Annotated in this window: 8 protein-coding genes; 4 read left to right on the top strand and 4 right to left on the bottom strand. The window is 71.2% G+C overall.

What is annotated here, in order from left to right:
* Positions 1-685: 685 nt before the first annotated feature.
* The 4 genes from D452_RS0120930 to D452_RS0120915 all read right to left on the bottom strand — a co-directional run bounded on the left by D452_RS0120930 (position 686) and on the right by D452_RS0120915 (position 4,348).
* Entirely contained in the window at positions 686-1,417 is a 732-nt protein-coding gene (locus tag D452_RS0120930) for an alpha/beta hydrolase (RefSeq protein WP_017546098.1), read from the bottom strand.
* Positions 1,418-1,434: 17 nt separating this feature from the next.
* Positions 1,435-1,764: an ATP/GTP-binding protein gene (locus D452_RS0120925; RefSeq protein ID WP_193374264.1), complete on the bottom strand. Its 330-nt coding sequence runs from the start codon at positions 1,762-1,764 to the stop codon at positions 1,435-1,437.
* A 92-nt stretch (positions 1,765-1,856) separates the two neighbouring features.
* Positions 1,857-3,071, bottom strand: a complete 1,215-nt coding sequence (locus D452_RS0120920; protein WP_026129515.1) for a 3-hydroxyacyl-CoA dehydrogenase — start codon at positions 3,069-3,071, stop codon at positions 1,857-1,859.
* 56 nt (positions 3,072-3,127) lie between these two features.
* The gene (locus tag D452_RS0120915) at positions 3,128-4,348 is read right to left on the bottom strand and encodes an MFS transporter (RefSeq protein WP_017546095.1); all 1,221 of its coding nucleotides are present in this window, start codon (positions 4,346-4,348) and stop codon (positions 3,128-3,130) included.
* Between the two features lie 106 nt (positions 4,349-4,454).
* Here D452_RS0120915 and nucS point away from each other — a divergent pair, with 106 nt between their 5' ends.
* The 4 genes from nucS to D452_RS0120895 all read left to right on the top strand — a co-directional run bounded on the left by nucS (position 4,455) and on the right by D452_RS0120895 (position 8,223).
* Positions 4,455-5,132, top strand: coding sequence for an endonuclease NucS (nucS, locus tag D452_RS0120910; protein WP_017546094.1), 678 nt, complete (start codon positions 4,455-4,457; stop codon positions 5,130-5,132).
* Positions 5,133-5,216: 84 nt separating this feature from the next.
* Positions 5,217-6,083, top strand: coding sequence for an ABC transporter ATP-binding protein (locus D452_RS0120905; protein WP_017546093.1), 867 nt, complete (start codon positions 5,217-5,219; stop codon positions 6,081-6,083).
* The gene (locus D452_RS0120900; protein ID WP_017546092.1) at positions 6,080-6,934 is read left to right on the top strand and encodes an ABC transporter permease; all 855 of its coding nucleotides are present in this window, start codon (positions 6,080-6,082) and stop codon (positions 6,932-6,934) included. Before D452_RS0120905 ends, D452_RS0120900 begins: the two co-directional genes overlap by 4 nt.
* Positions 6,931-8,223, top strand: coding sequence for a sensor histidine kinase (locus tag D452_RS0120895; protein WP_017546091.1), 1,293 nt, complete (start codon positions 6,931-6,933; stop codon positions 8,221-8,223). Before D452_RS0120900 ends, D452_RS0120895 begins: the two co-directional genes overlap by 4 nt.
* The last annotated feature ends 20 nt before the right edge of the window (positions 8,224-8,243 follow it).

Below are 8,243 nucleotides of genomic sequence, written 5' to 3'. Positions count from 1 at the left end.
CCGCCCCCGCCCCCGCCGCGATCCAGCAGGAGGCCGCCCCGGCCGCCCCCGCTCCCGCGGTGGAGGAGCCCAAGCAGCCGGCCCACTCCGGCAAGGGCTCCGACGACGAGGACTGGTGGCAGGAGTAACGACCGGCCTCGGCTGAGTCGTCCTGAGACGACGAAGGGCCCGGTCCCAGGGGTTCACCCCCGGGACCGGGCCCTTCGCGCTTCCCCACCCACCAGCAGGGACGTCAGTGCGGCTCCCGAGCTACGGGGCCAACTCAGCGCAGCCACAGCCAGGAACCCGCGCGCTCGCCTCAGCCACAGGGGGTCCGACCGACGGGGCACCTGATCGCCCCAGTGAAGACCTGACCGCTCACCCACACCGAAATCGGTTGGCTGACGAGGACTCCAGCCCACCAGGGTTGCCGCCCCCTCAGCCACAGGCGAGAGCCTGACCAGTCACACGAGCCACCGGCGGAGTGTCGACCGGGCTGCTCAGCCACAGGCGTGAGCCCAGCCCGAGCACCCCAGCCACAAGGGGGGTGCTTTTGTTCGGTGCCGGAGAGGGTTCTGGAGGTGGTGGAGGTGGGATCGCGAGGAACGAGCCATCACACCGAAGACACCGAAGGTTCCTCTGCAAAGGCACCGAACCCGGGCCAAAGCGAAGCGGAGGCCCCAGGCAGTACAGCGGAGGCCCCAAGCTATACAGAATCCTTCTCCCACGGACCGTCCCACTCGGTGGGCAGCGGGTACGCCTCGGGGTTGACGCGCTTGACGATCTCGTCGAGGACGCGGCGCACGTAGGGCTCGCCGACCCACAGGTGCTTGGCGCCGTCGACCCCGATGATCTCGGCCTGGGTGAGGGGCGCGAAGCGTTCCCGGGCCTCCTCGGGTCTGAGGTAGTCGTCGTGTTCGGGGACCAGCGCCACGACGGGCTTGCCGGAGTCCGCCCACACCCGCATGTCGGACTCGTCTGCGCGGTGCAGCGGCGGTGACAGGAGCAGCGCGCCCCTGACCTGCGGGTCGCAGCCCCACTTGAGGGCCAACTCGGTACCGAACGACCAGCCCAGCAGCCAGGGGTCGGGCAGGTCCTCGAACTCGGTGAACTCGATGGCGGCCATGACGTCGTGCTGCTCGGTCTCGCCCTCCCCGAACTCGCCCTCGCTGGTGCCGTGGCGTGAGGTGGTGCCACGCGTGTTGAAGCGCAGCACGGCGACGTTGGCCAGGGCGGGCAGGCGGAAGGACGCCTTGCGCAGGACGTGGCTGTCCATCATGCCCTCGGCGGTGGGCAGGGGGTGCAGGCAGACCAGGGTGGCGACGGGCCTGCGGCCCTCGGGCAGGGCCAGTTCGCCGACCAGTTCCAGTCCGTCGGCGGTGTGCAGTGTGATGGGCCGTCGAACGGCGGGCAGCACCGTGGTAGCTCGGATCTCCATGGGTCCTCTTCGTCAGGTCAGTATCTGGGGGCCCTGGGAGAGCGGTGGGAACGCCGGTCCCAGCAGGAGGAGTGCCAGTGCCTTCGGTCGCCGCCGTCGCCGTAGGGGCGCCAGGCGACGACGTGGGGCATCCCGGCGGGGATCTCCTGGGCGCAGCCGGGGCAGCGGTAGACCTTGGTCGCGGCGGCGCCGCTGATCCGGCGCGTGACCCACTCGCCGTCGGGCCCGGTCTCGCGGCGCTGCCCTCCGGTGACGCGCAGCATGAGGGCGTCCTCGTCCGGGGGGCCTCCAGGAGTGTTCTTGCCCCGGGCGGTCTTACGGCGGGGGCTGTTACGGCGCGGGCTCACTCTCCAAGGGTAGGAGAGGAAGAACAGTGGCCGCCGTCACACCCGGGGGTGTGGCGGCGGCCGGGGCTTCGGGCAGGGGCGAAGCGGTGAACCTAGCCGTGGCAGGCGCAGCCTCCGCCGTGGGAGGCGCTCTCCTCGGCGTCGGGCAGCAGGTCCATGAGGAGCGGCGCGGGCACCGCGATGGTGGTGAGCCCGTACTCCGACATGGCCACCAGGGTGGTGATGACGGACTCGGCGCCGCGCTCCTCCAGGAGCTCGGTCGGGCCCTTCGGGTACCCGCAGCCGAACCGCATCGCGGTGTCGATGTCCTTGGCGGAGGCGTAGCCGTCGCCGACCATGCGCAGGGCGTCGTCGATCTGCGGCGCGATGAGCATCTCGCCGAGGTCGAGTGTCTCCTCCTCGCGCACCATCTCGGCGAGGCGGCCGGTACGGCGGGGCTCGGGGGCCTCGTCTCCGGTCGCGTAGAAGCCCTGGCCGGTCTTGCGGCCGAGGCGGCCCGCGGCGACCATGCGGCGCAGGAGCGGACTGGCGGTGTACCGGGGGTCGTGGAACTCGTCCCAGAGGACGTCCATGACGGCCAGGCACACGTCCAGGCCCACGAGGTCGGCGAGGGCGAGCGGGCCCATCGGCAGACCGGCGGCCTTCTTGACGGCCTCGTCGATCTCCTCGCGGGTGGCGATCCGACGCTCGTAGAGACGGATGGCGTCGTTGATGTAGGGCACCAGGAGGGCGTTGGCGACGAATCCGCCGCGGTCGCTCACCGCGATCGGGGTCTTGCCGACGCGCTTGGCGACCTCGGTGACGATGTCGACGGTCTCGGCGCTGGTGGAGACGGTGGTGATGACCTCCGCCAGCTTCATGACCGGGGCCGGATTGAAGAAGTGCAGGCCGACGACCTTCTCGGGGCGGTCGGTCAGCGCCGCGATCTCGGTGACCGACAGCGAGGACGTGTTGGTCGCCAGGATCGTGCCGGGCGGGCAGATCCGGTCGAGGTCGCCGAACACGTCGCGCTTGACGTCCATGTGTTCGGGGACGGCCTCGACGACGAAGTCGGCGTCCGCGAGGTCCTCGCGGGACGTGCTGAACGTGAGGCGGGCGTCGATCTCCGAGCGCTCCCCCTCGGTGATCTTGCCCTTGCTCACCGCGCGCGAGAGGGACTTGTCCACGTGGCCACGGCCGCGGTCGAGGGCGGCCTGGTCGATCTCGACCCCGACGACGTTGAACCCGGCCCTGGCGAACACCTCAGCGATGCCCGCACCCATCGTGCCCAGTCCTACGACGCCGACCTTGTCAAATTCCTGCACCATGGGCCCCAGCCTAGACCTCCCGGGCGCCCCGCCGACGCACCGGGACCGGATCTCTACTACTGGTCGGTAATGCGGTTCGGCCGGATCGGCACCACGGCGACGGCCAACGCGGAGAACACCGCGCTCACCGCGAACACGGCGGGCAGCCCCGCGAGCGTGATCACGGCGGCCATCAGCACGGGGGTGAGGGTGGTGCTGACCGACTGGAGCCAGTTCTGCACGGCCAGCGCCCGCCCGGCCCAGGCGGTTCCGGCGATCTCCGCCACGGAGAGGAAGGTCAGGCCGTTGTGCCACATGGTCAGCACCAGGCAGACCAGGACCAGGGGGACGGCGGCCCCTCCCCACACGTTCGGCAGGACGGTGAGCAGGACCAGCGCCACCCCGGAGACCACGGCCAGCCACCGGACCGGACGCATGCGGTTCCCGGTCCGGTCCGACCAGGCCCCGAGCAGCAGCCGTCCGACCGCCCCGGGGATCTGCGCGGCCGCCACCACGGCACCGGCGGCGGGCGGGCCCCACCCCTGTTCCTGGACCAGGTAGATGACCGTGTAGACCATGAGCGTGACCTGTGGGACCCCGAGGAGCATGCTCACGCCGTGCACCCGCCAGATGGCCCATCCGCGGTAGGGGGACGCCGCCGGTTCGGCGGGTTCGGCGGGTTCGGCGGGTTCTGCCGGTTCGGCCGACGCGGGGGCGGACGGGGTCTCCCGCCCGTCCGGGGGCGCCGAGGCCATCGCCAGCACGAGCGGGACCGCCACCAGCGCGAGTCCGGCCGGGAGCGTCATCGCGCCGACGAACCCCCACGCGTCCGCCGCCATGGGCAGCACCAGGGCGGCCAGCCCCACGCCCAGGGGCAGGGCCGACTGACGGATGCCCATCGCCAGTCCGCGTTCGCGGCGTTCGAACCAGGTCATGACCAGGCGTCCGCTGGCCGCGTTGACCGGGCCGCCGACCGCGCCCGCCAGCAGCAGGACCGCCGCCGCGCCCCACAGGTCCGTCACCGTCCACAGCAGGCCGAGCACACCCGCCGTCAGGAGCAGGCTGAGCGCCATCGTCGCCCGCTCCCCCGCGCGGTCGATGACCACGCCCCAGGCCAGGAGGGTGAGCAGCAGCCCGAACGAGGGCAGCCCGGCGAGCATCCCCGCCTGGGCCGTGGAGACCCCGAACGCCTCGCGCAGCTGCGGGAGCACGACCGGCACCCCGAACATCACCGAGACGCTGGCCACCTGCGCCACCATGCTGACCGACAGGATGACCCAACGATTGCGCACGAGCATCCCGCCACCCTAGGCAGTACCGGCCCCGGTCCCCATCCCCGCCCCGGCGTGGTCCCTCCCCGGAAGCGGGTTCGCGGGCGCGGCGGAGGCGGTAACGTGACGTCCCGTGCGTCTCGTCATCGCGCGGTGCAGCGTCGACTACGTCGGCCGGCTCACCGCCCACCTGCCCATGGCTCCCCGCCTGATCCTGATCAAGGCCGACGGGAGCGTGTCCATCCACGCCGACGACCGGGCGTTCAAACCCCTGAACTGGATGAACCCGCCGTGCAAACTCCGCGAGGAGACGGTCGAGGACGGTCCCGACGTGTGGACGGTCACGCACAGCAAGTCCGGTGAGAAGCTCGTGCTGACCATCGAGGAGGTCATGCACGACTCCTCGCACGAGCTCGGGAAGGACCCCGGCCTCCAGAAGGACGGCGTGGAGGCCCACCTCCAGGAACTGCTCGCCGAGCACATCACCACGCTGGGCGACGGCTACACGCTCATCCGCCGCGAGTACCCGACGGCCATCGGCCCCGTGGACATCCTCTGCCGCGACGGCGAGAGCAACACCGTCGCCGTGGAGCTCAAGCGCCGCGGGGACATCGACGGCGTGGAGCAGCTCACCCGCTACCTCGAACTCCTCAACCGCGACCCCTCCCTGGCCCCGGTGACCGGTGTGTTCGCGGCCCAGGAGATCAAGCCCCAGGCCAAGGTCCTGGCCGAGGACCGGGGCATCACCTGTGTGGTCCTGGACTACGACGAACTGCGCGGCATCGAGCCCGACATCCTGCGCCTGTTCTGACCGACCGCTGTCCTCCGTTCGGAGGACAGCGGTCGGTCCCCCCGGGGGACACCCTCCGCACGGCGTCCACGGAACGCTGGGGGTATGAGCGCAACAGTCATCGAGGTCGAGGGCCTCACCAAACGCTACGGCGACACCCACGCGGTCGCGGGGATCGACCTGAGCGTCCCCCGGGGCGAGGTCTTCTCCTTCCTCGGGCCCAACGGCGCGGGGAAATCCACCGCGGTGGAGATCCTGGAGGGCTTCCGCACCCGCAGCGGCGGCGACGTCCGTGTGCTGGGTGAGGACCCCGGGCGGGCGGGCCGGGCCTGGCGCTCCCGCATCGGGATCGTGTGGCAGAAGGAGACCATGGTCCCCAAGCTGCGGGTGCGCGACGTCCTCCAGCACTTCGCGGGCTACTACCCCCGGGCGCTGAGCGCCGACGAGGTCCTGGAGATGGTCGGCCTCGCGGAGAAGGCCACGGCACTGCCCGACTCGCTCTCCGGCGGACAGCGGCGACGCCTCGACGTCGCCCTGGGCATCATCGGCCGCCCCGAACTCCTCTTCCTCGACGAGCCCACCACCGGCTTCGACCCCCGGGCGCGCCGCGAGTTCTGGGAGCTCATCCAGGGCCTGGCCCGGCAGGGCACCACCATCGTGCTCACCACGCACTACCTGGAGGAGGCCGAATTCCTGGCCGACCGGGTGTGTGTGATCGCGGGCGGCCGCATCCGTGCCCTGGACGCCCCCGGGCAGCTGGGGGGCCGCGCCTCCGCCCAGGCCACCGTCTCCTGGACGGAGGCCGGGCGCCGACACGAGACGCGCACCGACACACCCACCCGGCTGGTGTCCGAGCTGAGCGCGCGCATTCCCGGGGAGATCCCGGAGCTGAGCGTGCACCGCCCCACGCTGGAGGACATCTACCTCGACATGATCCAGGACGGCCAGGCCAACGAGGAAGGCGCGGCATGAGCACCGACACCGTGACGGAGACCTCCGCGACCCCCGCCCCCGGTTCTCCGGGCCGCCCGCCCGGCGCCGTGCGCGTGGGCCTGTCCCGGGGGTGGATGGAGATCCGCACCTTCTCCCGCGAGTGGGAGAGCCTGATCTTCACGTTCTCGCTGCCCGCCCTGATCCTGGTCATGTTCGCGGCGATCTTCGACGGCATGTTCGACATGGAGATGGCGGCGGTCGACTACTACCTGCCCGGGCTCATCGCGATGGGCCTGATGTCGGTGAGCTTCCAGACCCTCGGCATCGCGATCGCCGTCGAACGCGACCAGGGGGCGCTGCGCCGACTGCGCGGGACCCCCATGCCGCCCAGCGCCTACTTCGTCGGCAAGACGCTCCTCGTGCTCTTCCTCGCCGTGGGCCAGATGGCGCTCCTGCTCGCCGTCGCGGCCCTGTTCTTCGGCGGGACCATGCCGTCCACCCTCGCCGCCTGGTCCACCATCGCGTGGGTGTTCGTCCTCGGAACGGTCGGCTGCTCCCTGCTGGGCATCGCCATGAGTTCGCTGGCCCGCACCGCCCAGACCGCCTCCGCCGTGGTGGTCATCCCCTTCCTCCTGCTCCAGTTCACCTCCGGGATCTTCGTCCCGGTGCACTTCATGCCGGACTGGATCCTGACCGGCGCCGCCCTCTTCCCCCTGCTGTGGATGGCACAGGGCATGCGGGCCGCGTTCTTCCCGGACGAGATGGCCGTCATGGAGATGTCCGGCGCCTGGGACCTGCACATGGTCGCCCTGGTCCTGGGGGGCTGGTGTGTGGTGGGCTTGGTCCTGACCCTTCTGACCTTCCGATGGAAGACGCGCAAGGACGGATGACCATGACAACGGACCGGGCCCCGGGGCCGGACACGACGGCGCCCTCGGGGTCCGATCCCGCCTGGTCGGAGGCCCCGACCGGACCGGATCCGTCCTCCGACCGGGACGAGCGGCACGCGTGGAACATGGGTGTCTGGTGGCACGTGGCCTTCACCCTCGCGATGGCGGCGGTGATCGTGCTGGCCCTGGTCACCGGACCTCCGGAGTGGCGCTGGCTGACGGCGGCGCTGATGGTCGCGGTGGTGCTGGTCTACCTGGTCTTCGCCCGGCCGCTGATCAGCCCGGAGAAGGACTTCCCCAGTACGGGCCGGGCCCTGAGGCTGATGGGGCTGTTCCTCCTGCCCAGCGTGCCCGCCGTGATCATCAACCCGACCCTGGTGTTCGCGCTGATCGCGATCGCCCCGGTCTGCTTCATGACGGTGGGGAGCGTGCTCGCCGTCGCGACGGTGGGCGTGATCCTGCTCTTCCCGACGGTGCTGGACGGCCTGCTCGGCTGGGAGGACTGGTCCTCGGTCGGTGTCAGCCTGCTCATCAACGGCGCGATCCTGGGCTACGCCCTGTGGTTCGGGACCTGGATCGAACGGATCGTGGTGCAGAGCGCGGAACGGTACGAGCTGATCGAGGCGCTGCGGCGCAGCCGCGAGGAGGTGTCCCGGCTGTCCGAGGAGGCCGGGGCCCTGGCCGAGCGGGAGCACCTGGCCCGCGAGATGCACGACACCCTGGCCCAGGGGTTCACCAGCATCATCACCCTGACCCAGGCGGTGGAGTCGGAACTGGACAGCGACCCCGCGACCGCCCGCCGCCACCTGGCGCTGATGCGCGAGACGGCGGCGGAGAACCTCGCCGAGACCCGAGCCATGGTGGCCGCCCGGCAGTCGCTCCGGCTGGACGACGAGGGCCTGGACGCCTCGGTCCGACGCATCTGCGAACGCCTCGGCCGGGAACTCGGCATCTCCGTGAACGCCGAGGTGACCGGGGCTCCGGAGGAACTCGCCAACGACCTCCAGATCTGTCTGCTGCGCACCGCGCAGGAGGCCCTGGCCAACGTCCGCAAGCACGCCGGAGCCCGCACCACCACGGTCACCCTCGCCTACACCGACGTCGGCGTACGGCTGACTGTGGAGGACGACGGGCTCGGCTTCGACACCTCACTGCCCGCCCACGGCAACGGACTGGCCAACATGCGCCACCGGGCGGAGTCGGTCGGCGGACTGCTGGAGCTGGAGAGCTCCCCCGGAGGGGGCACCACCGTCCGCCTGGCCATCCCCCACGACGACGCGGACGAATGATCCGTCCCGGAGAGGAAAGC

Source organism: Nocardiopsis prasina DSM 43845, from assembly GCF_000341265.1.
In the GTDB taxonomy this organism is placed as follows: domain Bacteria; phylum Actinomycetota; class Actinomycetes; order Streptosporangiales; family Streptosporangiaceae; genus Nocardiopsis; species Nocardiopsis prasina.
Note: the sequence above shows the minus strand (reverse complement) of the source record. Positions and strands in the feature narration are given on the sequence as shown.

Excerpts from the sequence above, each read along its gene's own strand:
- D452_RS0120920 (WP_026129515.1), bottom strand. The coding sequence starts at position 3,071 with ATGGTGCAGGAATTTGACAAGGTCGGCGTCGTAGGACTGGGCACGATG.
- D452_RS0120905 (WP_017546093.1), top strand. The coding sequence starts at position 5,217 with ATGAGCGCAACAGTCATCGAGGTCGAGGGCCTCACCAAACGCTACGGC.
- D452_RS0120915 (WP_017546095.1), bottom strand. The coding sequence starts at position 4,348 with ATGCTCGTGCGCAATCGTTGGGTCATCCTGTCGGTCAGCATGGTGGCG.
- D452_RS0120895 (WP_017546091.1), top strand. The coding sequence starts at position 6,931 with ATGACCATGACAACGGACCGGGCCCCGGGGCCGGACACGACGGCGCCC.
- D452_RS0120900 (WP_017546092.1), top strand. The coding sequence starts at position 6,080 with ATGAGCACCGACACCGTGACGGAGACCTCCGCGACCCCCGCCCCCGGT.
- D452_RS0120930 (WP_017546098.1), bottom strand. The coding sequence starts at position 1,417 with ATGGAGATCCGAGCTACCACGGTGCTGCCCGCCGTTCGACGGCCCATC.